Source organism: Delftia tsuruhatensis (assembly GCF_903815225.1).
GTDB lineage: Bacteria > Pseudomonadota > Gammaproteobacteria > Burkholderiales > Burkholderiaceae_C > Comamonas > Comamonas tsuruhatensis_A.
Genome location: NZ_LR813084.1, coordinates 2,343,599 through 2,370,409, shown reverse-complemented (window position 1 = coordinate 2,370,409; position 26,811 = coordinate 2,343,599). Strand labels below are relative to the sequence as shown.

Below are 26,811 nucleotides of genomic sequence, written 5' to 3'. Positions count from 1 at the left end.
GACGTCACCAATGCCGGCACACTCCTCCGGAGTACTGCACATGCTGCCCGGTGTACTGAATTTTCCATTCGGATCCACATACCGATACGGGTTGTACCTCCCGTACTGATACGCCCCCCCAGGTGATCGGCAGCCTCGCATCCCCTCCACCGGGTCCCGGCTGATGAACTGCCCGCTGGCCGGGTCGTAGTAGCGCGCCCTGGCGTACAGCAGGCCCGTCTCCGGGTCTGCGTAGTAGCTGCCGAAGCCGTTGCCGTTGCTTTGGATGGCAGTGCCCGCGTTGCCGCTGGCTTCGCTGTCTATGGCTCCGTAGGCGCTGTACAGCAGCAGGCTGTCCGCCTTGGCTGCACCGCCCTCGCTGGTGACGGTGGCCACCAGGTTGCCGTTGCTGTCGGCATGCAGCTGCGTGGTGCTGCTGGCGCTGCCCAGGCCGTTGGCGTATTGCGTGCGGTTGAACAGCCAGGGGCTGTGTTTCCGCTTTGGACGGCTGCGTCCGTGTCGCTGCGCAGGGTCTGGCGCTTGTCCGTGCCCGTGATCTCGAAGCTGCGCCTGGCGTGCAGGCCATCCCACTGGATGCGTTCATAGGCCAGCGGGCTGTATGCCCCGCGCTGCCTTGCGTGGCCGCGCTCAGGCCTGCGTTGCCGAGGAGTTTTTCTGCGCGCAGGTTGGCTGCGTTGTAGCGGTAGCGCGCCAGGATCTCGGGGCCGCTGCCGCTGTCCTGCGCCACGCTGACGAGCTGGTCCTGGGCGTTCCAGTGGTAGCGCGTCGTGGTGGTGCCTGCGCCCCGGGAATGTGTCTGCGTGAGGCGGTTGCCGTTGGCGTCGTAGGTGTAGCTGGTGCTGGTGGCACCGCTGATCCGGGTGAGCTGGTCGCGGCTGTCGTAGGTGTAGGTCAGCGTGCCGACGGGCTCGGCCGCACTGGTTTCCAGGGCGTTGGCGCCTGCGGGCGGGCCCGTGGCGCCCACCGTGGCCACCACGTTCTGCTGGATGCGCCGGCCCCCGGCGTCCAGTTGCCAGGTGGTGCGCCGTTCGGGCGTGGTGTGACCGGTCAGGCGGTCCTGGGCGTCGTAGGTCCAGCTTTCCACACGGGTGCGGCTGTGGCTGGCGCTGTTCTTGCCTCCAGGCAGGGTGGCGCTGAGGCTGGCGCTGCGGTGGGCGGCAGAGAGGGATTCCGTTCTGCTGCTGCCGATGCGGTTGCCGTTGACGTCGTAGGTGTAGACCGTGTCCAGGAGGGTGTTGCCGGCGCCCGCCGTGGGCTGGGTGCTGCTGGTCTCTGCGGCGACACGCCCGGCCTTGTCGTAGCGGGTGCGGGTGCTGCTGCCGTCAGGGTGCAGCAACTGGATGACGCGGCCGGATTTGTCGTAGCTGATGCGGGTGGTGCCGCCCGCGCCGCCCTGGCTGGTGCGCCGGTTCAGGGCGTCGTACTCGATGGTGGTGGCGCTGCCGCCCGGGACGGAGGCGACGGCGGCGGTGGTGCTGACACGGTTGCCCTGGGCATCGTAGCCATGGGTGAGGCTGTTGCCCCAGGCATCCGTGACCCTGACGGGGCGGTTGAAGGCGTCGTAGGTGGTGGTTTCGGTGCGCGTGGCCTGGCTGTCGTCGGTCTGGGCCGTGCTGGTGAGGTTGCCGCCCGCGTCGTAGCCGAAGGTGGTTTGCAGCACGCTGCCCGGGCCGTTGTCCTGGCTGGCCGTGGTCACGGTCTGGATGCGCCGCCCTCTGGCATCCAGGGTGTGGACGAAGCGGTTGCCGTTGGCGTCGGTGTGTTCGGTCAGGCCGTCGGCGTTGTCGTAGCCATTGGTTTCCTGGGCTTCCCCGGCCGGGGTGCCGGGCAGGGTCTTGCGGACCAGGCGGTTGCGCGCGTCATAGGCATAGGCGGTGCGGTGGCCGTTGAGATCGCTTTGCTCGATCAGGTTGCCGCTGGTGTCGTAGGTCCTGCTGGCCTGGGCCTGACCGCTGTCCAGTACCTGGGTGATGGAGGCCAGGCGGTTGGCCTGCTCGTAGCCATAGCGGACGGTGGCGCCGTTGGGGGCCTTGGTTTCGGTGAGGTTGCCCGCCAGGTCGTAGCTGCTGCTGGTGGTGTGGCCCAGGCCATCGGCCACGCTGATGGCGCGCCGACGCGCGTCGTAGCCGGTGGTCGTGGTGCGGCCTTCGGGGTCGGTGGCCAGGGTGACGTCGCCCATGGCGTCGCGCTGGAGCAGGTCTATGGCGCCCAGGCTGCGGTTGGTCTTGACCAGCAGGCCGCGCTTGTCGTACTCGTAGCCGACCTTGTTGCCGCGCGCGTCGGTCTCGAACTGGATGCGGCCGGCTTCGTCGTATTCGGTCTTTTGCAGCTGTATGCCGGCTCGGGTGGTGCCGACGACGCGGTTGAGCACGTCGTACTGGTAGCTGGTGGCGTGGCCGTTGGCGTCGGTTTCGCGGGTCTTGTTGCCGTGCAGGTCGTACTCGACCGTGCTGACCTGGCCCAGGCCGTCGCTGCTGGCCGTGCGCAGGTTGAAGTCGTTGTACTGGTGGGTGAGCACCCTGCCCCGGCCGTCGGTCTGGGTCAGGGGGTTGCCGACGGCGTCATACGTGGTGGCGCTGACGCGGCCCAGGCTGTCGCTGACCTCGATGGGGCGGTCGCGGCTGTCGTACTTGGTGGTGATGACGTTGCCGCCCGGCGTGGTCACGCTGACGATGTTGCCGGCGGCGTCATGGCCGGTGGTGGTGACGGCATTGCCCGCGGCCGTGGGCTGGCTGCGGCTCAGTTGCCGCCCCACTGCATCCCAGGTGAAGGTGGTGGCGTTGCCGCGTGCATCGCTCTGGCTGGTGATGTGGCCGTCGGCGTCATAGGTGGTGGCGCTGAGCAGGCCCAGGGTGTCTTCGCTGCGCGTGAGCCGGTTGAGGGCGTCGTACTCGAAGCGGATGATGTTGCCGTTGGGCCAGGTTTCGGTCCTCCGGTTGCCGACCTTGTCATGGCTGTAGCGGATCTGGTGGCCTTCGCCATCTTGCTGCGCCACCACCCAGTTGCGCGCGTTGTACTGCCATTTCTGCGCCTGGCGCAGGGGGTTGGTGACCTGGAGCTTGTTGCCGACCTTGTCGTAGTCGGTCTGGGTGACGCGGCCCAGGGCATCGGTTTCCGCGACGATGCGGTTGAGGGCGTCGTAGGCGAAGGTGGTGGTGTTGCCGTTGGCATCCGTGCGGCCGACGAGGTTGCCACCCGCGTCATAGGCCATGCTGCGCTTGCTTTGCCCGGCGATGGTCTGGCTGAGCAGACGGTTCAGCGCGTCATGGACATAGGTGGTGACGCGGCCCAGCGCATCGGTTTCGCTGGTCTTGTTGCCGTTGCCGTCATAGGTGGTGGTGCTGGTGGAGCCGTCCGGCAGCCTGGAGGCGGTGCGCTGGTTCAGCGCGTTGTAGGTATGGGTGGTCTGGCGGCCCAGCGCATCGGTCTGCGTGGTGATGTTGCCCACGCCGTCATAGGCGTAGCCGGTGGTCTTGGGCGGGGTGGCGGGTTCGGTGCGCAGGACCAGGCGGTTGGCGTCGTCGTACGCATAGGTGGTCTTGTCGCCGCGCAGATTGGTTTCGCTGGTCTTGTTGCCCAGCAGGTCATAGGTGGTGGCGATGGCGCCTGCAGGCAGGCTCTTGCGCACCACGCGGTTCATGGCGTCGTACTGGTAGCTGGTGGTGCGGCCTTCCTCGTCGGTTTCGCTGAGCCTGTTGCCCAGCGCATCCCAGGTCTGCGTGCGCTGCCCCGCGTCCGTCGTGCCTGCGGCCAGCGTGATCTGCGTCAGCTGGTCCAGGGTGTTGTACTGCATTTCACTGGTGCGGCCTTCGGCATCGACCACGGCGACCTGCCGGCCCCGGTTGTCGTGGCGCAAGGTGGTGGTGCCGCCCAGTGCGTCGATGACGGCGCTGCGCATGCCGCGCGCGTCATAGCGCATGTGGGTGGTATTGCCGCGCGCATCGGTGCTGCTTTGGCGATCACCATTGGCGGCCACGCTGTGGCTGATGCGGCTGCCGTCGGGCATTTGCTCGCCGGTCAGGTTGCCGCGCGCGTCATAGCTGGCGGTAGTGGTCAGCCCGCGGCGGTCCGTAAAGCTCAGGCGCCGGTTCTTGATGAAGGGCGGCACCGTCTGCGCCAGCCAGGTCTGCGAGGTGGTGGCGCTGGCCGCGCCCCCCGCTGCGCCCACCTGTTCACTGGTCTGGTTGCCGTTGGCATCATAGGTGTAGCGGGTGACGACGCCATTGGCATCGGTCTTGTCGAGCATGAGCACGTCGTCCGTGGCCCAGGTCATGGACGTGGTGCCCGAGGGGCCGGCGATGGTGAGCGGGTTGCCGTACTTGTTGAAGGCATAGCGGGTCACCTTGCCACGGGCATCGGTGACCTCCGTGGCCGGCGCCTCGGGCCTGGCGTTGTAGGCGAAGCCGGTGATGGCTCCGTCGGCAGCCGTGACGCCGATCACCGTGGATTCGAACGAGGGAATCCGGCCATTGCCGAACTGACGCAGGACGGGGCCGGAGTGGTACTTGAATTGCGTGGTCTGGCCCAGCGCGTTGGTGTGGCTGAGCAGCAGGTTGGACATGCCCAGCGGGCCGGTGTGGTCGCTGTAGCTGTAGCTTTCGGTGGCCTCGGGCGCATCGGTGCGCGTGATCTTGACGAGGTTGCCGGCGGCGTCGTACTCGAACGCCAGGCCCATGCCTTCCGGCCCTTGCACGCCTTGCAGCACGTTGACCGCGGCGCCCGATCCCACGAAGGCACGGGTCTGGTAGGCAAACTGCAGGGACTGACCATGGGCGTTGCTCACCAGGAGCAGGGGTGCGTCCACGCCGATGTCGTAGGTCATCGTCAGCGCATTGCTGTTGGTGTCGGTGATGGACTGCAGGGCCCACTGGCGCTTGCCGCCGATGAAGCCGAAGTGGTAGCGCGTGCCGTCCTTGGAATAGAAGTCGTAGCTGCGGTCGCCCTTGTTGGCGATCAGCGTGCCGTGGTAGCCCCTGGCGGGCACGAGCGTGCCGTCGCCCTGGGGCAGGAAGCGCACGAAGCCGCCATCCCCGGCGTTGACCAGGATGTCGCCGCAGGCCGTGGTGGACAGGGAGGCATCGAAGTTGTGCCCCCAGTTCACGCCCAGCACGCCGACGCTGCCCGAACCTCCGGAGGAGTAGGACGGGCGCAGTGCCAGTTGCGGCCCGCGCGCGGCCACGCCCAGGCCCATGCCGGACAGGGTGATGCGGCCGGACTTGACGTTGACGCCCTGGATGAGGATGTTCCCGACGGGCAGCGCGTCGTTGAGCATCAGCTTGGAGATGACCAGGCCCTGGTTGGGCTCGACCGAGCCGTCCTTGTCGCTGACGGCCGTGAGGGTGAAGGCGTAGCCGTTCCTGGTCGGCAGCAGCGCGTCGGGCGCCAGGGTGATGCTGTTGGCGCCCATTGCGAAGGCCTGGCCATCGACCAGGCGCACGGGGCTTCCCGTGGGCACCGGGTTGTCATCGTCGCTGAGGCGGGTCGCGTCCAGCGTGATCCTCGCGTTCTGGCTCAGGATGAAGTTCAGCGCGCTGCCCTGCGCGCAGAAGCGGTCGTTGGCGATGTCCACGTCGCGCATCAGGCGCAGCACGCGGTCATAGCTGGTGACGATGCGCTGCCTGAAGGGCAGCTCCACCTTCTCGGAGATGATGTCGTCGTCGATGTAGGCGTCGGCTTCGTAGGTCCTGACGATGTCGAAGCGGTTGCCGCGCTCTATCTGGGCGGTGCCCTGCTTTTGCCGGCTGTCCGAAGGCCGCACGGCGACGAGCTGCCCGTCCTCGAAAACGCGCACCTGGACGGCCGGGGCCACGTAGTCCTCAGGCTCCAATCGGAAGGGAACCTGGATGGGATAGGCGTTCAGGCCTGCATCCGACAGGTACAGGCGGCCGGGATCCACGCCGTCGGTGGTGTCCACGGACGTGATGGCGCCGACGCTGGCGCGCACGCCGAAGACGGCGCCTCCCGAGGAGGCCTTTTCCAGCCGATCATCCACGGGAAGGGCCTTGCAGCCGGGCCCCATGGCATCGAGGGTGTAGCTTCCCCCCAGATTCCAGACCAGCTCGTTGATGGCGGGACCGGGGCCCGTGACCACATGGCTCTCCCACTCGCCCGCGCCCACCTGCGTCAGGTTCACCGCCCTGCCGCCAGCGGAGACCTGCAGGGATGCCGTGACCATGGCCGCTGGCTCGAAGGTGCGCGTGGCGCCGAAGACGCAGCGGCGGCTGGAATCGGTGCTGACGCTGGCGCGCTCCTGCAAGACTTTCACGCCGAAGGGCTTGCCGAAACGCTTGCCGATCCCTGTGGCGGCACTGGGGCGGCCGTCCTTGTCCAGGTAGGTCCATGTCAGGACGATCAATCTGGGCCACGCGGAGCAGCTGGCGTCCACGCGGACCTCGACCTTGGTGGACAGGCCGCCTGCCGTCACCTGCACAGGCGATACGGTGGCATTGGTGGGCCCAGGCGTGATCGACAGGGTTGCCACGCCATAGGTGTTGGTGTCGTGAGGCCCGTCCACCGATGCGGGCGTGGGCCTGACCGCGGGATCGCAATTCGCCGTGGCGGCCAGCCCGGTGCCCGTGACACGGACGTTGGCGACGGGATTGGCGAACTTGTCCAGCACTTCGATGGAGTAGCTGCTCTCCCAGGTGGAATGTCCCGGCAACGCATCGCCTTTGCCGATCTGCTTGGCCTTGAGGGTGGCCGGCACGTCGGGCAATGCCAGCGCGCGCAGCGGCTGCGCAGGCTTGAGCGTTCCTGCCGCCGAGGCCACCGAGGCATCAAAGATGTTCAGTCCTGCCTGCGTGACATGCTTGTCGGTGGCCTTGGCCTGCACATACACCGGCGACGCGGAGGTGGACTGGCCCAGGGTGACGGTGGCGCTGGCGACACCCAGGGCATTCGTCGTGGCCGTGGCCGGACTGACCCGCCCGCCCCCGCGCACGGCCACGAAGCTGACGCTGGCGCCCTTGACGGGCCGCCCGTCGCGGTCACGCACGCGCACGCTCAGCGCCTGGCCGGGCAATGCCTGCCCCGCTATGCCGTCCGGATCCGTCCCTGCGTTCAGCAGTTCGACGCTGGTGCCCGAGGACGGGTCATTGTTGGCCGCGTCCGTGTGGGCGCCCGCGAGGGCATCGGCCAGGAACTGCAGGGTCCAGGGATTCTGTGCCGTCGCCCCGCCTGCAATGCCGCCCGCGAGGTAGTAGCCGCTGGCGCCCGTGGAGGGGTCGCTGACGATCCATGCCATGCCGCTCCATGCGCCATGGGCAATGCCCTGCACCGGTATCTCGACGCTGTGGCCCGCCTGAAGCCAGGAGCGCAATTCGGCCCTCGTGGCCTGAGCGACCGGCAGCGTGGCCAGTTCGGGGGCGTTGGGCGAGGTGAGCGTGAGCACGGTGATGTTGGCGGCCCGCGCCAGCGCCATGAGCTTGTCGGCGGACACGGACTCGACCCCGAATTGCGACTGGAAGACGGCGTGCTCCAGCGAGGAGCCGGCCAGGCCTGTGGCCGCCAGCAGCCCGCGCGCACCGGCCGCGTCGGTGGCGATCACTTCGGTGGCGCGCGCTGCCGCGTCGATGGTGACGCCCTTCCACTCCAGGGTGTACGGCACGCCATTGACGCTGTAGGCATTCAGGGCATTGCTGACGATGGTCACCGAAGGCGCGGGGTGCACGATGGCGGCGCCGCTCAGCGCGGCGGCACCTGCTTCGAAGGCACTCCATTGCGCTTCGTAGCGCTGGACGATGCCGTCCAGCAGGCGGGCGGCGTCGTACTCGCCATCACGGGCCGAAGGCGTGGGGCTGCGCGCCAGGCCCGACTGCCCCACGCCGATGGCATGGTAAGCGCCCACGAGAAAACTCTGCTCGACGGTCTGCGTGTCCGCCGGTGTCTGGATGTCCAGCCGGAACCTGACCCGGCTGCCTCCAGTCAGGGGAGCAAGGCCCACGCTGCGCTGAAAGCCGTCAAGGCGCAGTTCCGGACGCAGCTGGAAGAGATACAGCGGTGCCAGGTCCAGGCCGCCCGCGAGCAGGATGGCCCGGTGATCTTCCAGCCCCGCCGGGATGTAGTTGATGGTGGCCCGCTGGTTGAACAGCTCGTGCACGGGCAGGCTGATGTCCAGGCCCGCCTGCCCGGTGCCCGCGGCGTCATTGAACAGGCGCAGGCGGGCGGTGGAGCGCACGGCGTCCGGCAGCGCCGGCGACTCCGCCGTGGCCGCCACGACGGCAAAGGCCAGGGTGTTGGGCAGCAGCCCCAGCGCCTGGGGCTTGATCGGGGCGGGTTCCACGGCGGCGTCGTAGCTGGACGAGCGCGATTGCAAGGCCGCGTCCACGCGCTCGCGCAGGTAGCTGCCGAAGTCCGTCGCCTGCACGCCGGCGCGGTATCGGGTGGCGAGGTCTTGCAGGACCAGCCCCAGGCTGGCCAGGCTCGCGCCTGCGGGCCGGGGTTGCAAGGTCTTGTAGAACACATCCAGGGGCAGCCAGGTCTTGCCGGTGGCATCGAGCACGATGCCGCGATAGTTGGTGTAGGGAACCTGCACCGCCACCCAGGTGTGCTCGATGCGGACCATGGTGACGCGCCCGCCCTGCACGACCGGGGTGTACGCGATCCCCGCCTTGGCCAGCATCCCCGGCACCAGGCCGGGATCACCCAGGCCGGCCGCGCTGGCGATGCTGTCCACGCCGATCTCCGCCACGCCCTGCACATAGCGTGCCGGCGCGCCCGCGGCGCGCAGCAGGGCGATGAGCAGCGAGGCCTGGTCCACCGCATTGCCCGCGCCCGTGCGCAAGGTGCCCAGGGCGCCCTTGGTGCTTGCGGGGTACCACTCGCTGCGGATGCCGTTGCGCACGTACTCGTAGATGCGCACGTAGTCGTAGTCCAGCTCCTTGGCCTTGGCGAGGATTTCCTGGCCCAGCGCGGCCTCCGGCGCGTCGGCCACATCCTCGGGCGTGGCGGCGCTCTCCCGCCCCGCCTCGTAGCTGGGCAGGATGGCCGGGGCGCTCGCCGGAGCGCGCATCGCCAGTCCCAGAGGGCGCACGGGCAGCAGCGCGGCGCGCAGCACCGGGACATCGTTCCGTGCCTGGCGGGTGGTTGCCAGCGCCTCGCCCAGGGCCGCCATGGCCTGCGCCTTTTGCCGGGCATCGCCATCCAGGCCCTGCATGGCAGCGGACAGTTTCAGCAGCAGCTGATCGATCTGCGCCTGTACGGTGGCCCGGCGCGCTTCAAAGGTGGCGGGCAGCGAAGCACCGGCAAGCCGGTCCTTGAGCTCCACGCTGTCGTCCCGTGCCAGCATGGCGCTGGCAAGCACGCGCTCATGGGCCTGCCGTACGCGGGCGGCATCCCCCGTGACGACGGCGTCGGACAAGGCCTCCAGGGCCAGGGCCAGTTGCTTGCCCGTGGTGTTGCGCGTGGCGATGCCACCACCTGCGGAACGGTCCACGCTGCGCAACAGGGCCGAGGCATCGCGGCCTGCAGCGATGGCGCTGATCACATCGGCCTGCGTCACCGGCGCCGGTGCCGCCGGCTGCGCCGCCAGGGCCGGAGCCTTCTGGACGAGCAAGACGGCCAGCACCACGGCAGCCAGCAAATGGCCCAACCGGGCCGGGATCCTGACATGGGTGCGGATGGAAGCTGAAGACATCATTTTTTTCGTGTTGTTCCGAGAGCACGGCGGGCAGCGAATGCCATGGCCAGATACATCAGGGCGAGCAGGACCCCATCCGGGGGACCCACGGGCACCGGCACGGGCTTGCGCACCGCCGCTCCGATGGTCGTGAAGGCGACGGTTCGCTGCGTCTGATTGCCGGCCCGGTCGCGGGCGGTGATCAGCAGCACATGCCGCCCCGGGCTGTCCACGCGCTGGCCCTGGCTGAACGGCTGGCCGTCGAGCGAGCTGGCCACGCTTTCCAGGTGGAGGTCGCTGACCGTGAATGAGATCGCGTGGCCTCCGGGATAGCTGCCGCCATCGGCCACGCTCAGGTGTGCGATGGCCGGTGGCGTGTTGTCCACGGTCACCGTGTGGAGCACGTCGGGATGGCGGGTGCCCTGGCTGTCCACCGCGCGCACGCGCAAGGTGGCGGGCCCGTCGGCCAGTTGGGCAATGGACGCCTCATATGCACCGGCACCACCCGGCACCATCGCGGCGTAGGAGGCGCCCGCATCGCCGGACATCTCCAGGCGGCTGACGTTGGCGGCGGGCTGCACCGTCGCCGTCAGGAGCACGCCGGACTTGACCACGGCATGGGCCGCCGGTGCGGTGATGGTGACGACGGGAGCCCCCGTGTTGCCCGCGGTCACCTCGAACTTGATCGACACGACGGTTTCATTGCCCGCGATATCGCGCGCAGCGGCGACCAATGCATAGGCACCCGGCTGGTCTATGGACCGGCCGGAGGCATAGGGCTGCCCATTGAGCATGACGGAGCTGCCTGCCAGATGCGTGTCGCTGATCACGATGGTGGCGCTTGCGGTACCGGGATACCGGCCATCTTCGGCAACCCCGGTGACCATGACCCGGGGTGCCGTGTTGTCCACGGTGAAGCGGCGCAATTGCGCAGCCGAGACATTGCCGGCGTTGTCGCTGGCACGCACCGATACGGCGTATGCGCCATCGGCCAGGCCGCCCAGGTCCAGCGTGTACTTGCCGGTGGTGGGCGACAGGCGCAGACCGCTCCATTGCGGCTGCGCATCGAACCGGTGTTCCACCGAGGACACGCCGGACCCGCTGTCCGTGGCCGCGACGCTCAGCTCGGCTGCGCTGCGCACATGCGCGCCCTCGGCCGGCTGCTCGATGAAGACGGCGGGCGCAGTGGTGTCGGTCACGGGCAGGCGGATGGAGAACTGCAGGGTGGCCGTGGCGCTGTTGCCCGCCCTGTCCACGGCCTCCACGCTCAAGGTGTAGTCGCCATTGGCGGCAACCGGGGTGCCGCTGGCATGGGTGGCGCCGTTGAGTGTGATGGAGCTGGTGTGCAAGGCCAGGTCGGTCACGCTGATCACGGGCGTCACGGCCGCCGCATACTGCCCCGCCGCCACGCCGGAGATGGTGATCACGGGGGGCGTGTTGTCCACGGTGAAGCTGCGTGCCTCGGTGCTGGCTTCGTTGCCCTGCGTGTCACGCGCGCGGACCACGAGGCTGTGCACGCCGTCGGCCAGCCCATCCAGGGAGGCCGCGTACAGGCTGGCGTCGTTCTGCCCGGCATCGACGGCCAGGGGCACGAAGGCACCACCGTCGATGCTGAACCACGCCTCGGCCACGGTGGATTGCGCATCCACGATGGCGGCGGTCAGGCCCGTGGCGGCGCGGCGCAGGTAGGCGCCAGCCAGCGGGGTCCTGATATCGATCACGGGGGGCGTGGTGTCGCCAGCGTTGGACTGGATGCTGAAGCGCACGGTCTGGCTGGCGGTGTTGCCGGCCAGGTCGATGGCATCCACCTGCAGTACATGCGATCCCGCACCGGAGATCCGGGTGCCCGAGACATGGGGCGCGCCATCGAGCCGGATCTGCGTGTCGGACAGGTTCGGGTCGGTCACCTCGATGGTGGGCGCCACCGGTGCGGCATAGGCGGTTTGCGTGACGCCGGAGATGGTGATGACCGGCGGCAGGCTGTCCACGACGAAGCTGCGTTGCACGGGCTGCGAGACGTTGCCCGAGTGGTCGGTGGCACGCGCCATGATCTGGTGCATGCCGTCGGCCAGGGGCGGCAGGACCCCCACGAAGCTGGAGCTGACCGGATCGGACAGGGTCGTCCCCTGCCAGGCACCGCCGTTGAGCTGGAACTCGACCGTGCGCACACCGGACAAGAGGTCCGTCGCCGCCACCTGCACGGATTGCGCGGCCCGCAGATGGGCGCCTTGCAGCGGCTGCCTGATCACCACCGTCGGCGGCTCCAGCTCGAACAGCGCGACCTCGCGCTGCCTGAGCAGATGGGGCTGGAGGGCACCGGTGGCCGCTGTCCGCCGGCCTGCCTGCGAGGTGCGCAACTGGACCCACAGAGGACCGATGGGCATGCCCTGGGCCGCGAAGCTGAAGGTGGAACGCGTTTCGGCGCCAGGCGGCAGCGAGACGGTGCCCTGTGCCGAGCGCGCCAGCACCGTGCTGGAGCGGGGCTCCAGGACAACCACCTCGTACTGCAGGCCGTCCAGGGCCAGTGACCCGCTGTTCGCCAGGATGGCCGTTCCGGCAATGCGGCCCGTGTAGGGCAGGCTTGCACGGTCCAGCACGATATCGCCGGTGAGGGCGGCGACCGGATCCGTGGCGGCCGCCACATCGAACGCGCCGCTGGCACGGGCCACTTCCCGCCCCTCGAACACGACCTGCAACTGCACCGCGTAGGTCCCCAGGGCCAGACCGGAGGTATCCAGCGTCTTGACCCGTTGCGCGGCCGACACCAGGCCGACCTCGTCGGACGTCTCCAGCACGGCCTTGCCGGCGGGGTCGAGCACGCGGATGAAGGCCCGCGCCATGCCAAGGCTGGGCGAGGACCCGGCCGGATCGATCTGTGCCACGATGCGCGCCACCGAGCCAGGCACATAGGAGGCGCTGTCGCTGCGCACCCGGGCTTCGATCTGCACATGGGGCAGCACCTGGAAAGCCGCCGTGGACTGTGCCAGAAGACCCTTGCCGTCCACCCAGGACGCGCGCACCCGGTACGCGCCGTCGAAGATGGCCGCAACCCTCCATTCGAACGCCACGCTCCGGCTTTGTCCGTAGGCCAGCAGGGGCTGGTCCTGCACGGGCAGCGCGGCAACGGCGTTGCCCTGCGCATCTTCGATGCCCAGGCGAAGCTGCCCGGCGATGCCGGCCTGTCCATTGAAGAGTTCCACGCTGCCGCTGAGGGTGGAGCCCACGGCATAGGCGGGCTGGGACACGCGGACCACCGCGGAGCGCGCGGCGGCCGCGCCGACCACGCGCAGGGGCAGGACCAGCACATTGTTGTCCTCGGAGACCTCCTGCACTTCGTTGTCGGCATCGACCGCAATGCTCAGTTGCCAATCGCCCGCCGTGTCGAAGACGGCATCGGCCCACAGGACCTGGCTGTCGCCTGCCGCCAGGGCCGGGGTCCGGGTGTTCAGCAACTGCACATGCCCCCCGGATGGAGAGATGGCCAGCATGCGCAGGGCCGCGCCCGGCGCGGCGCCCGTGCCGGCATTGCGCACGACCAGAGTGACGCGGCTGGCAACGCCTGCCTGGGGCACCTGGGGAAGGACGGACACATCCGCAGCGGCCACAGAGAAATCAGGCATGCGGGCCGGCTCCACCGCATAGGTCACGCGGATGGCGGCGGAAGGCACGCCGGCATTTCCGGCCGCATCGGTGGCTTGCGCCGCCAGCAGGTTTTCTCCTGGCTTGAGCGTGACGGGAGGGAACAGCGCGGTGCCGGGCAACACGAGCGACTTGACGCCCGTGGGGTCCGCGATCAGCAGCAACCCCGATCTGGCCCACTCCATGCTTTGTGCCTGCACCCCGATCTCCAGTGCGGAGGCGAGCATCCCGCCCATGGCATGCAACTGGCCACCGCTGATGAAAGTGAGTGCGTCGGTGGGCGACAGCGAGAAGTGGTCCACCCCCTGGGCCTGGGCCGTGACCGCGACGGGCGAGCCCTGCCCCATCCGCTGGCGGTGGACCTGGTCGGCGGATCCACTGCCGTCCCGAGCCAGGAAATAGAGGGACTGCGCATCGGACGACCATGCCAGCGGCGCGTAGTCCAGCACTCCGTCGGGCGCCACGACAGTGGCTTGCCCGTCGGATAGCGATAGCAGCACCAGCTGGCCGCCATCCACGGCACCAAGGCTTCTGCCATCCGGTGAAATGGCAAGGCTGGTGAATCGATGGGATGCCGCCGCAATGGCGCGGCTGGCACCCGTGCCGACCTGTACCTCCACCAGTTCCCGCCCCCCGTTCGTGGCGGCAATCCAGCGTGTCCCGTCGGGATGCCAGATCACCATGCGGGCCGACGCGCCAAGGTCATGCTCGGAGATGCTGCCATCGGCCACCTGGATGACCTGTACAGGACCATTGTTGCCTGCCAGCACGAGCTGCGAGGCATCGGGCGACCAGGCGGGCAGCGTCCGGTAGCCGACGCCATCGACCGTCCGCACGACCTCCGAAGAGGTGCTGCCGTCCAGCGCGTGCGAGACACGGCGGATGGTCAGCGTGTCGTTGGCCACCATGGCCACCAGATCCGCCCGCGGCGCGATCGCCAGGACCTGTCCGGGGCCCGCCACGGTGGTGGTGCGCAGCGCGGCCGTCGCGGTGACCGAGGCCAGCGCCACGCCATTGCGGCTCAGCGCGACCCTGGCGGCGGGCTCGCTGAAGGCGCGCACGGCCGTGCTGCCCTGCCGGGTTGCAATGGGGTGCGCGCTGTCCGTCGGATGGAAGATCACGGGCGCCGCGGGGCCTTGGCGGTCCATCGCCACGCCGTCGACCTCGTTGGAGGGATCTCCCTCGTTGCCGGCCGTGTCGCGGGCACGGACCCGGTAGAAATAGCGGGATCCGTTGACAACCGTGGCATCGGTGTACGCCAGGGTGTGCGGTGGCGTCGTGGCCAGGAGGCGATAAGGGCCACCCGCGGCATCTGCCCGGTACACCGCGTAGGCAGCGACACCTCCCCCGGAAGCCGGGGCCTGCCAGGCAAGGCCCAGTTCACCGCCGCCCTCGGGCGCGTTCAAGCGCAGTTGCAGGGGCGTCCCCGGGCATGCGCAGGTGATCTCCGCCACGGCCTCGTTGGAGAGATCGCCCACGTTGCCCGCCTGGTCGACCGGACGCACGGCATAGGCATAGCGGCCCTTGGCCAACGGGCCGTCCAGGTGCAGCAACGGATCACCCGCGGCCACGCTGGCGATCAGGCGACCGTCTCGCAGAACCTCGTACCTGGCCAGGTCCGATGCGGCGCTTTCGCTCCAGCGGACAGTCACCATGGCGGCGTCCACGCTGATGCGGGTCTGCACTGGCGGTGGCGGCGTGAAGTCGCCAATCCCGCCGGGATCGGCGCTGGCGGCAGCCCCCAGCAGGCCCAGTGTGCTCAGTGTCTGCACGGACACGGTGTGCCTGCCGTCGGATGCAGGCACATCGGCCATGGTCTGGCTCACCACGGCCAGTGCGGTGGCCTGCACATCGCTGACCTGGCCCGCTCTGCCTGCGTCCGTTCCCGCGCCCAGGGAGATGCGCAGGCGATCCGTGAAATAGGGCGGCTCCAGCCTGAGCCGCACATCCGGCTCGGCGTTCGCGGCCTGCTCCTTGAGGGGCACCCAGACGTAGCCGTCCCAGGCCTCGATGGCGTAGCTGGCCGGAGGCGCCATGTAGGTGCTCCACACGATGGACAGCTCGCTGACGAGCTCCCTGCGCGAGGCCACCACCTCGATGCTCGGGTGAGGATCCTTGTCGTCGGGCTCCCACGCCGTGTAGTCGTACGCATCGATGGCGCGCTCCGCATTGGCATAGCTGCCGGCCGCCGAGCTGGCCGTCGCGCTGACAAATCCGACGGGTCGGGTACCGGGTTTGCCATCCATGCTGACCACATAGCCGGCCACATCGGCGCTGGTACTGGCGGCCCACTGCGCCTTGTATACGTTGCCGGACGCCACGGCCTGGACGCTGGCGGGCGCCGCCGGAAACTCGCCCCGGGCCACGCGCACCCGGCCGGCCCTGCTGCGGTTGCCCGCATCGTCGGTCTGGCGTGCGGAAATGAGGTTGACGCCCATGACCAGCGGCACGGCATCGGCGCGGAACTTTCCGTCGGCATCGGGTTGCAGCAGCAGGCTGCCGGACGCACCGCTGTCCGCTGCGTTCGCCACCGTCACGGCGTCCACGGCATTCGGGCTCCGGCCTTGCAGCGGCGATGCGGCCGACACCACGGGCGTGTAGGGCTGCCTGAGTCCCGTGGTGTAGACCACCGCCGTCACCACGGGCGTGGGATCCGACGCGTTGCCATCGCCGTTCACGGCCAGCACCTGGTACCTGTGGCTTGCATCGGGCCGGTCCCTGTCGACGAAGGAGGTCTGCGCCACGGCGTCCGTGGTCAGCCTGGTGATGCCACCTTCACCATCGATGCGCTGGACGTGGTAGCCACGCACGTCGCTGCCGGCACTGGCGGTCCAGCGCAGCGCCACATCGGCGCCGTCCACCAGCGCCACCAGTCCGGCAGGGGCCTGGGGCCTTTGCATGTTCTTGCGCCTGACCGTGATTGCGGCGGGTGCCGGATCGGTGCGCCCGCCCACGTCGGTGGCCACGGCGCGCAACTGGTAGCTGCCATGGGGCAGCTTCCCGGTGTCCCAGTTCACGCTGTATGGCAGCTTCGCCGCGGCACTCCCGATGGCGGTCCAGGTGCTCTCGGCGCCGGACTTGAACTCGAACCGGACCGAAGCGATGTCGGTGTCGGGGCTGTCCGCCTGAACATAGACCACGCCATCGATATCCGCGTTGTTGGCAGGCTGCACGATGAGGGCCTGGGGCGGGCGGTTGTCCACCACCACGCTGGCCGGATTGGAGTGGCCGCTCAGGTTGTCGGCCTTGTCCACCGCCACCACGGTGTAGACGAAGCTGCCGTCCGGCAGCGCCTTGTCCAGGTACGCGCTGCCACCGATCAGATAGGGCCTGATGGCGTTGTCGCCCGGGTCGGTCTGGTTTGCCAGCCGTCCATTGCGATACAGCAGGTAGCCGGCAAGATCCGCCTCCGTGTTGGCGGTCCAGCTCAGGCTCACATCGTTGAGGCCGGAAAGCTGCGCGCTCAGGCCCAGGGGCTTTGCCGGGGCACGATTATCAATGCTCACCCGCGCCTGCGCGAGCGAGACGCCGCCTTCCGTATCCTGCGCCAGCAGGCGGATCGTATGGATGGCATCCTCCGGCAGGCCCGTGGTGTCCCAGGTCGCCAGCACATCGCCTTGCACCGGCAGCGAGGAGGTGCGCAACTCCTTCCAGGTGGAAGGCGATGCGCCCTCTCCGACCGACACCTGGTATGAGTGGAAGTTGGTCAATGCGTACGCACTGCCCTCGATGGACACCAGGCCGCCGACGGCCACATCATTGGCGGGCTTGCCGATGTTCGCGACGGGCCCTGACGCCTTGATCACGATCCGGACCGCATTGGAGCCGGCGCTCTCCACACCGCTGTGTGAAAGAGCGGTCACCGTGTAGGTGTAGCTGCCATCGCTCAGTCCGTCATCCAGGTACTCCAGGGCCGCTACCGGCGATGCGTTGAGCTTCTTGCCGTTGCGGTAGATGTTGTAGCCCGCAAGCCGCGATGCGTCGCTGGTGAACCTCCAGCCCAGGCGCACGGCGCTGCGCTGTTCACGCCGCCCTTGCAGCACGGGCGCCCCCGGAGGGGTTGCATCGATCTGCAAAGGCACATCGGACATGGAGGCATTGCCCCCCTTGTCCACCACCGTGAGGCGCAACGTGGCGGGCCCGTCCGGGGGCAGTCCCACCAGCTTGGCCAGTTCGGCGCCGACCACCGTGCCTGTGCCCCTGCCGATGACGGTCAGGTTACCCAGGTCCGGCCCCACGCCACTGCCCAGCTCCAGCGTCCAGAACTCCATATTGGCATCGCTGGCGGTACCCACCACCGGCACCCTGGTGCCGATGGCGGCGTTGGCGGCAGGGGAGTCGATCACCGCGACAGGCGGGGTGTTGTCGACATGGATGCTGCCATGGGCCCGGCCCACGTTGCCGGCCTTGTCCGTGCCCAGCAGCTCGGTGGCATAGCGCCCATCCGGCACGCCCGCCCCATCGAAGGTGAAGGACAGGGCCGTCGACGAGGAAACGACGGCCGGCGCGAAAACCCCCTGCCCGTTGATCCTCAGCTCGGCGCTGAGCAGATTGTGGTCATCCAGCACGCCGGCGATGTCGGCAGGACGCACCCGGCTGACAAAGGTCTCCGGTGCCGGGTTGGAAAATGATGCCGCCGGCGCCGTGGTGTCCAGTTCGAACTCCGGCGACTGGAAGCTGGAGGCGTTTCCAGCATCGTCGCTGGCGAGCACCCGGATGCGATAGCGGGCATCATCGAGTTCCAGACGGCCCAGGGTTCCCAGCGGGAATCTGGCGAAGACTTCCGAGCCCTCGGCCAGCAGCACGCGGCGGGCCAGCGGCAACGGCCCTTCGACATGGACCTGGTAGCTGTTCAAGGTCCTGTCCGCCAGGGTGCCGACGAACGCCGCCTTGCCGGACATGAACGGGTTCAGCGCCGAATCCAGCGTGAACAATGGTGGCGTGGCGTCCAGCACGACCGTGCTTTCCTCCATCTGCGCATTGGTCTTGTCGGCGCTGGATGCGGCCCGGATTTCCACGGTGTATTCGCCGTCGGCAACCGGGTCCGATGCATCGCTGCGGCCATCCCAGGCAACGATGCGCTCACCCGGTGCCACCAAGGCCTTGGACAGGAGCTGGCGCACCACGGCGTTGCCACGCTTGACCGCCAGGTCCACCTCGGCCGGCTGCAGCACATCGAAGGCGATCTGCAAGGCATCCAGGCGGCCGTCTCCATTGGGAGAGAACGGACTGGGAGAGGCGGAGAACTTGCGGATCACCATCGTGGGAGCCTTCAGCCGCAGTTCCCGCTGGATCTCCGAGACCAGCTCCACCTGGTCGGTCGCCCGCAAGCGCAAGGTGACCATGCCTTGCAGCTGGCTTGCGTCCAGGACAGCCAGCCTGCGCGAATCGATGCTCTTGGTGCCCGATGCCAGCACGATCCAGCCGGCGGCGCCGCCATCCGGGCTGTACTCCAGAACCCATTGCCGCAGGTGAACATCCTTGATGCCGCCGACAATGTCCAGGAACGAGCTGGTGACCGGCCCGCCCTGCGGCGCGTCCATGGCCAGCAGGGGCGCGGTCCTGTCCACCGTGACTTCCAGTTCCGTGCGGAGCTGGCTCCCTCCATCATCGAGGGGGGGAGCCCTGAGATTGCCGCAACCATCTTCATAGGTGATATCGAAGGTGTACTTGCCGTCGGCCACGTACTGGCCCGCGTCGTTGCGCCCATCCCAGACCAGATCCTGCGGCCCGGCCAGCACCGCCAACCGGGTTGCGAGATGACGCACCGCACCACCCTCCGCCACAGGCACCAGGGTGCCCCCCTCTACACGACGAACGACCACCGTCAGTGTCAGGGGCTCCAGCGGATGGATGGACAGTCTTGCGCTGTCCAGACTGCTGGTGGTTCCGGGTGAAAACAGTCGCCGGTCCACGGATTCCCGCCCTGCTTGCACCGAACCATCCAGGAAGAAACTGACCTGCCGGCATACCCGTGATCCAGACCAGTCGAAGGCCGTCACACGCGCGGTGACATGGCCCGACGTATCGACAATGGGGCCCAATTCGCCGGCAATTCTTCTGCCTGTCATATATGGACGACGGCGTGATGGATAGAACTCACCCAGAGTGTAGTCGCGATCAGTCAAGTAAATTTTAGGGTCCGGATCAGTTCTGGGATCTGGAGTATTCAAACTCGGCAGATCACCGAGTACTGGCTGCCATGATGCATTGTCGTCATCACCGATGCGGAATTCCTGAAGATAATCAAATCCCGCTGCATCGTCCAATTCAGCAACAAGACGCAGAGCATTGGATATAGAGCCACCTCGGCCATATCCTTTGCCATGCAGTTCGCGAACGGCACAGACACGCTGGTTTTCCTGGGGATAGGAAATCCGCAGCGCCACCGGCGTATGGTCAATCGGAGCGTCAATACGGCTGCTGCGCTTCACGCCATCTCTATCCACGGTCACGCCATGGAAAGCAACCATGCCTTCCGGCCAGGTGGCGTGATCAAAGGTGAACGCATAGTCCCGATACTCTGGATTGACCACGTTGAATATCAGCTGCCGCGCTCCTGCGGCGGACTCTGCATAGACCTCCAGAGAAAGCAGGGGCACCTTGTCGCCAGTGCCTTGGTCCGGCCGCGCCACACCGTGCAACTGGTACGGCGCGCCCGCATCACATGCTCCAAATTCAGGGCGAATCCGGAAATTGACACCTCCGCAGTAGCCGACTGGCACGGAGGTTTCCATAGAACGCCCATTGTCGAAGCTCACGACTGCGCGCACCTCATAATCCGCACAGGAAACAAACCTGCCATCAAGCGAAAATTGGAAACGGCTTCCCGCAGGAACCAGCGAGTTCAGTTCCTGATGAAGGACACGACGGCCAATTGCAAAATATGGATCCGCCTTGCTTGAGACGAAGACCTCCAGCTTCCTCGCAACCCGAGCTGTCTCCAAATAAACCTCTGCGGCCAGCCTGGAGTCATCGACATAGGAATTCTGCAATTCCAGCCTGTTCGAATCCTGGACGACCACATCATTGGTAATGTATTGGGCTCCGCTTTTTCCGATGAGCTTGAGCTTCAGACGTATCCCGTTGTCTGCGGCCATCCCCCCGCTGAAGAATCCCACCACCCCGTAATGCTGCGGTATGGCGGAGCCATCATCCAGAGATGAGCGATCTCTTGTCGTCCAAGCATCGTCACGCTCGAATCGATCCACCTTCCTTCGGGCCCAGATCAACTCTCCCTCCTGAATCGGAGACACCTGTACATTGGGCTGTTCGATCCACTCCCCCTTGGCCGCAAGCCGGTCTTCGTTGAACAGCAGGGAGACCGAGACGACAGGTTCATCCAGCGTCTCGGCAAGCAGCATGGCCACCCCCGCGGAGGGCCTCAGCTCCACCCTCTGCTGGTTGCTCATGCCCATGTGGACGGCAGGTGATGGAGGGATTTCGCCAGGTCGCAGGTCATTGGGGAGGATCTGGCCGACCGACAGCAGCTTCACGGCCTGCTGGTGCGCATCGAACTGCATGACCGTCCGGTTGCCGGCCAGGTCCTTGGCCGTCAATCGATACCGCTTTCCAGAATATTCCGACAATGGCAGATACAGAATACCCTCCGCCTTGATGGCTTCAGATTTCTCCAGAGAATATGGCCTCCAACGGGCAGGAGCGACCCCATCGCCGACTTCCAGCTGCACCGAGTCAAAACCCGCATCGAAAACATCCCATTCCAATTCCGTCGTTCTGCACGAACCGGATAGGCAACCGGCGAATGGATGACCATTTGTCAATTTACGGATGACAGGCACAGTGTTGTCGAGATTGACAAAGAAATCGAAGCCGACCACATTGATTCTGTACTCCCCATCCACCACCACTTCGCCGTTGTTGTCACGGCCATCCCATACGATTTCCGAATCCAGCCCAGCCACGGGATGGTTGCGAGAGATGGAACGGATCAAGGCGCCTGCCCTGTTGAGAATCCGGAACTCCAGGTTGACAGGCTCCAGCACCCGGTAGCTGAGAGTCACGATGTCCTTGCTGCCATCCCCATTTGGCGAGAAATGGGCCGGCTCACGCACCACGTTGGTAATCGCAGGCCCTGCCTGCGCAATATTCATCCGGCGCAGTTTCTGCCTCTTGTTTCCAGCCAGATCCTCGGCGGTCAGGCGAACGGTATAGCGCCCGACACCAGGCGGCACCCAGATCGCAAGGTCTTTGCGCCAGACCTGTTCGGCACTGGCCGGAATGACGGGATGCCACGTATCGGGGGATTCATCATGGGAATATTCAAGCCAATACCGATGAAAATTCCTGTCCGCCGCACCCCCATGTATCTTGACGGAGACGCCATCGGGCAGACGCGACAGGACCAGATCCGTCTGCAAATTCGCCAGCGTACGGAATACATAGGACGTGGCAGCCATGCCATCCCCCCCTGGCGGGCAGGACGGCGTGCCTGCCCAGTCCTCCCTGGAGATGTACTGCAGTGCACGGCCATACTCGATGAAATGGCTTCTGGCGTTGTAGCCAGATGTCTCTCCACTGGTCTGCACAGGTGGCGGTGTCTCGCCAAACCTGACGATCGAGACAGCATGGGGGGGGCGAAGATCGATCAGCCGATAGTCTTGCTCTTCTTGCCCGGACAGCCCGACCCTTGCATTCATCCCAGCCTGCGAGCGCAACGATCTGCTGACGCCACCACCGCTATACAGGTGGACAAGCAGCTCGTGGCGCCCCGGCACCGTCGCCAATTGGGCAGACAGCTTTCCGCCAAATACTCCGTCCACCACCACCTGCTCCGTGAATGAGCCGATATCGGACCATTGTCCGGAAACCATATCGAATCGACGGATGGCAACAGTACAACTCTTGGATTTACCGTCCTCGGCGGCAATGCATTCAGAGCCGAAGGGAACATACACTTCGGATGAATCCTCCGCCCAGACCTCCACGCCACTTATCCCATTGACCTCCATTTCATTGAATACGTTGCCATTTTCATCAAATATGCGCAGAATATTCGACGCCCTGCCTACCAGAAACACCCCATTGGGCGACCAATAATATTCACTCGCGGGAGGCAGCGATGCGGAGCTGCCCTGCATCAGGTCGAACCAGATGGTTCCGCCCTCCTCCGCCTCGAAGATCATCCGGTTCTTCCTGGGAGACAATCTCACATTGAATGCTCTCCCCGTGCCCAGCTCCCTCAGGGCACCCGTGCCGAGGTCCACGGCATTCAGAACCATGCTCGGCAACCGGATGATCACCTCACGCTCATCACCGGACAGGCCGACAATGTCGCTGATCTCTCCCGAGTAAATGGACTTCTTTCCCTCGCCCTCCCCGCCTGCGGAAATCAGTTTCTTCAAAGACGGGTTGTAAGCAACCACCCTTGTCCCCTGTTCATTGGCGACAAAGATTTCCCATTGCATGGGAATTGGATTCTGGGAGCCATCCGGCACCAGACCTTCGAGAACACTTCGCAATCCCCGGCCCCACTCGTCCTGCCTGTAGATGCCGGCTGGCAGGTCCGCTCCCGGATCCTGCGCGGTCGGGATGTTCAGATAAAAGCCCGCCCCATCGCGGATCGACTTGACCTGCGTCCCTCTGGGCAGGTTGCAAGTCAGGCCGGCAGACGCTCCCGATGGCGATCCAATGGCCGCCAGCAAGGGACTGCGATTGGTATCCACCTCCACGGTCGCACCACCCAGAACCACGCCATCGGCATTGCGCACCGCCAATTCATATCTGCCGTCGCGCACCAGGCGCCCATCCTCATCCAGTCCATTCCAACGCCAGGATCCCAGGGCTTCGGAGCCGGCGGGCCTTCCTGTACGCAGCACGCGGCCCTGTTCATCCGACACCTGCACCGTCACGGGCATGGCGCCCGGCAGGCGGTAGGTCAGCACCGTGCTGTCCTTGACACCATCGCCGTCGGGAGAGATGAAGGCCTCCGACAGCGCATAGTTGCCGACCTGGGTGCCCAGGGAAATGGTCGCCGTGTTGTTGTCCCGCAGGCGCTCCTTGATGGCCGCGCCAGGATTCACCACCACCGTGATGGATGCAAGGCCTTGAGCGGCGGGTGCATCGAACGCGAAGCGCACGGTGGCCCCCGCCTTTCCCTCCAATGCGGGCACGACGGCGTCGGGTGCCAGACGGATACCATTGGCTGGATCGCCATTGAACGCGCTTACCACCAGGTCGCGGGCTCCCTGATCACCCAGATTGGAGACCGTGACGGCAAGCACGGTGGCCTCACCCGGTTTGGGCAATGCAGGCTCAAGGATGAGCGCTCCCTGTGAAACCGCGAAGTCCGGCAGCGTCAAGGCCTTCAGGGATGCGAACGCCACGTTGTCTTCGCGCGTGATTTCCCCGGCCTGCGAATGCCCGGGATCGACCACGACAAACATCAGTCGTTCGCCGGCCGTGGGCACTTCCCACTCGACTGCCACCGTGGCGCTGGCGCCAGCCGCCAGCGAAGCCACGCGCGTGGCACCGATCGATGAACCTCCGGCCGAGGGGTCTCCCGCGAAGAACTCCACATCGAATCCCGTGGCGTCCACGTCCCCCACATTGCGAACCACCGCGCTGAAGGCCATGACCGAGCCCTCCAGCGCCGGGCTGGGAGAGAACACCAGATCCCTGTAGCTGACCGCCAGATTCAGGCCCGCCTTCGCGGCCACCTGGAAGTCCCGCGATGCGGCATTGTCCGAGGTGTCGCTGTCACCGCTTTTCCTCTCGGGGTCCATCTCGACGATGAAGCTGTAGTCGCCCCCCGGCCCGGCGCGCCAGGGGATTTGCTGCTCCACGCTGGCGCCGGCCGCGATCTGAACCGCGTTGTTCATCAGCACCGTGGTCCCGGCACCGGATCTGATGCTGTAGCGCACATTGAAGGACGACGAGTCCAGCGTGCCGGTATTGCGCAGGCGCACGGTGAACATGACGTCGGCGCCGGGCCGTGGCGCGGCCGGGTTCAACGAGACATCGGCCTTGCTCACAGCCAGGGAGACGCCGCCGGCCGTCCTGACCGTGACGGAGCTGCTGTTGTTGGTGCGCGTGGCTTCCCGGACCTGGCCTTCGGGGTCCAGTTCCACGGTGTAGACCGTCGTGCCCGGCTCGGACAGCGTGGGCTTGAACTGCAAGGCCGTCGTGGCGCGTGCAGCCAGGTCGAAGGAAGTCTCGGCAACCCGCACGCGCGTGGCTGCGGCACCGCTCCAAAGCACCGCCTTGGCCTGGCGTACGGCCGCCATGCCGGCATTGCTGACGAGCGCATCGATCTGGATGGAAGCGGGCAACGTGGTCACCGTCGAAGGCGTGGCCAGCACGTCGCCATCGCCCAGCAGCAGATCCGCCAGCGGATTGGCGCCTTGCACCACCAGGGACAGGGAGGTCGTGTTGTCCTGGCGGCTCAGGTCGGCCGTCGCCTGCTCGAAATCCACGACAGCGAACACGGTGCGCTGGCCGGCACGCGATGTCGTGTTCCAGGTGGTCTGTACCGTGATGGAGTCGCCCCCCACCAGCGCCGCAATGGGAATGGGGCCGCCAATGGCCACCCCGCCCGCGGCGGGATCCCCATCGAAGAAGCGGACCGTAGTGGCCTGGGATTGGAGGGAGCCCGCATTGACGACCCGGGCGGACAGGGTCGCCCTCTGTCCGTCGAACACAGGAAGCGGAGAAACCTGCAGGCCCGCGATGGCCAGATTGGAGGAGGCCGCCGTGCGCAACATCTGCAGCGCCAGCGCCGTGCTGTAGACACTGCCCTGCCAGCTTCCATCCATTCGCTGGCTCTCTGCGACGAATCGCTGGGCGGCTGCCTGGTTGATCTCGGCGCCGAATCCGCCAGCGACCATCGCCATGGTCGCGTGGGCGGTGTCGTGGATGGAGCTGGCGCCATCGCCGAAGCCGCCATCGCTGTTTTGCCGGCTTCCGAGAAACGGCCGGACCTTCGCGAGCGATGCCTGTGCATCGGCCCGACCGGTCAGCGCCCTGAGCGCCTGCGCCGAAACATGGACGCGGCTGGGGCTGGCGGCAGCATTGCCCCAGCCACCGTCAGGGTTCTGCCATGCCAGCAAAAGCCCCACTGCCGGCCCGAGCACCGCCTCGTCCGCGTTGACCAGCCGCAAGGCCTGCAAGGCCAGCGCGGTGTCCAGCGGATTGCTGCGCAGGCCTTCGCCCAGGCCCCATCCGCCATCGCGGTTGCGCGACGCGAGCAGGGCTGAGGCATCCTCGGCCCTGCGCTCGCCTGCCGTGCTCTCGATCAGCCTGCGGGCCAGAAAATCGGTATTGCCTGGTTGCCGGGCCGTTGCCCAGGCCCATGCCGCTCCCAGGCCGCCATGGGTGGGATCTGCGGCGCGCAGGTACGAGCGGGCCAGCAGCGTATCGCGCGGGGCCAGTCCGGCGGCATCCATGAAGGACCCGTCGGCGCGTTGCCGGGCTTTCAGCCAGGCAAGGCCGGCCGCGTTGTTGCCGGCAGGAGTCGCCCCGGGACGGTCGGGGGGCAATGTGGTGCCGGGCAGCCCCGGAGCCGTGGTCTGCGGCGGTTCGGCGAAGACATTGGCCGTGCCCAGGCCATGGGTCAGCGCGTTGTACCGCAGGCCGACCTGCCTGCGCGCCTGCGCCACCACGTCCAGGTCCGCCGGATCGATGGTTTCACCAGGCCTCACCAGGTAGATGAAGCCGAACCGGAACGTCTTTTGCGAGACATCTGCGGACGGAACACGCGGCCCTTCGGCCGCGATGATGTCGTCTATCGTGACGGTGCGCCTGGTGCCCCGGATGGTGGTTCCCACCGGGGGAGGCAATGCGCTGGCATCCAGGTCGGGGGCCTCGATGAGGAAGAAGGGTGGAACCTTCGTCTTGTCGATCAACCCGGCAAGGTACAGGTCCAGCGGGCTGTAGGTGCTCTGGGTTTGCGTAGCGGTGAAGGAGCCGTCACCGTTGTCACGCCAGCTCGCGCCATAGAGGACCGAGCCCTGGCTATCGAGCAGATAGCTCCAATGGGAGCCGTCCTTGCCGAGTAGCGCCGAGCTGACCTGCCCATTCCAGTCGCGAAACCGCACATGGCTTGCCCAGCGATGCTGCAACTCGTGGGCGAAGGTGGACAGCAGGGATTCGTAGTCTGCGCTCGATGTCGCGCTGCTCCAGCGGGAGGCGGCCGCCATGTCGATGTAGCTTTGCAGCACGCCCTTGCTGCCATAGGCCTGCGAGTTGTCGAATTGCTGGAGACCTATGCCTGCCGTGTCGTTGCGAACGCCTCGATGAAACGCCAGCGCGTTCTCCCCCTGTGCAGAGGCGGTCGGAAATTCGAAGCTCGAAAACACCACCAGAAAGTCGTAGACATCGGCATGGGTGCGAAAGAATTCCTTGCCCACCGTCTGCGCCGGAGCCACCAGATCGATGCCGTAGTCACCGGAGAATTCAATGATGCTGAGGCCCTTTTCGTCACGGATGAAGCGGGCGACGCCAGGGGCATCGGCGGAGGATCCCTGCACGGAAGCCGGAACATGACGGTGCTGCGACGATGCGCTCGCCTGGTGCCCGAGGCCCGGCAAGAGCGCGAG

The 26,811-nt window shown here is 66.8% G+C and carries 2 protein-coding genes; both read right to left on the bottom strand.

Annotated features, from left to right (window positions below):
• Nucleotides 1–4 precede the first annotated feature (4 nt).
• Nucleotides 5–9,634 (bottom strand): transglutaminase domain-containing protein, encoded by a 9,630-nt coding sequence (locus L1Z78_RS10670; protein ID WP_234641463.1) that lies wholly within the window; start codon nt 9,632–9,634, stop codon nt 5–7.
• A complete protein-coding gene (locus L1Z78_RS10665; RefSeq protein ID WP_234641462.1) occupies nt 9,634–26,742 on the bottom strand; it encodes a CARDB domain-containing protein in 17,109 nt (5,702 codons plus the stop codon). The genes L1Z78_RS10670 and L1Z78_RS10665 overlap by 1 nt, the downstream gene beginning before the upstream one ends.
• Nucleotides 26,743–26,811: the final 69 nt, after the last annotated feature.